Source organism: Paraburkholderia sp. Ac-20342 (genome assembly GCF_017104985.1).
GTDB lineage: Bacteria > Pseudomonadota > Gammaproteobacteria > Burkholderiales > Burkholderiaceae > Paraburkholderia.
In genome coordinates, this window is the sequence record NZ_JAAGPQ010000228.1 from 1 (window position 1) to 782 (window position 782).

Here is a 782-nt window from a genome sequence, read left to right on the forward strand (position 1 = left end):
ACCCGTTGTGCCTGCATGCGCGCAAGTGCGTGCATGCCATTTTGGATTCCATTGCAACGCGCCGCACGCCACGTTAATCGTCTGCCGCGAACCCTTTCAAAATCCTTCGATGCTTGACATCGAACTGTCACCATGCTTCCCGTCCTGCTCGCCGATTAACCCGCCCTGATAGCGCGCGTCTGCTATTGCATTCCTCTCTGCGCTGATTAGGAAATGAATTTTTATTGGTTCTGCTTGCTCTTCCTCGCTCGAATAGTGGCGCTGACGGCTATAGACAGCACGCAAGCTGCAACGGCCGCATTCACGGTGTCTTTGATCATACGAATCAACGAAAACAAGGAAGTGTCATGATGGTTGCATTGGAAGAACGAACCGCTGCGCAACAGGCGCTCGAAGACGCGCGCGCGGCGGCTACGGCGGCCGGCACGCCCTATGCGGGCGGCGTCGCGCCGGAAGTGGCGTGGGCGCTGTTCACCGCCGGCGACGCATTGCTGGTGGACGTACGCACCGCCGAGGAACGGAAATTCGTCGGCCACGTGCCGGAATCGCTGCATGTGCCGTGGGCAACGGGCACGAGCCTGACGCGCAACCCGCGCTTCGTGCGCGAACTGGAAGCGAAGACCGGCAAGACGGCCGTCGTGTTGCTGTTGTGCCGCAGCGGCAACCGCTCGGCGCAGGCGGCCGAGGCCGCGACGAAGGGGGGCTTTACGCAGGTATTCAACGTGCTCGAAGGGTTCGAGGGCGACCTCGACGAACGGCAGCATCGCGGCGGCAGCAATGGC

General features: G+C 61.6%; 1 protein-coding gene. It reads left to right on the plus strand.

From position 1 onward, the window contains the following. Positions 1-347: 347 nt before the first annotated feature. Positions 348-782, plus strand: a 435-nt coding sequence (locus G3N58_RS33890; RefSeq protein ID WP_206001376.1) for a rhodanese-like domain-containing protein, incomplete at its 3' end; no start/stop codon positions are given.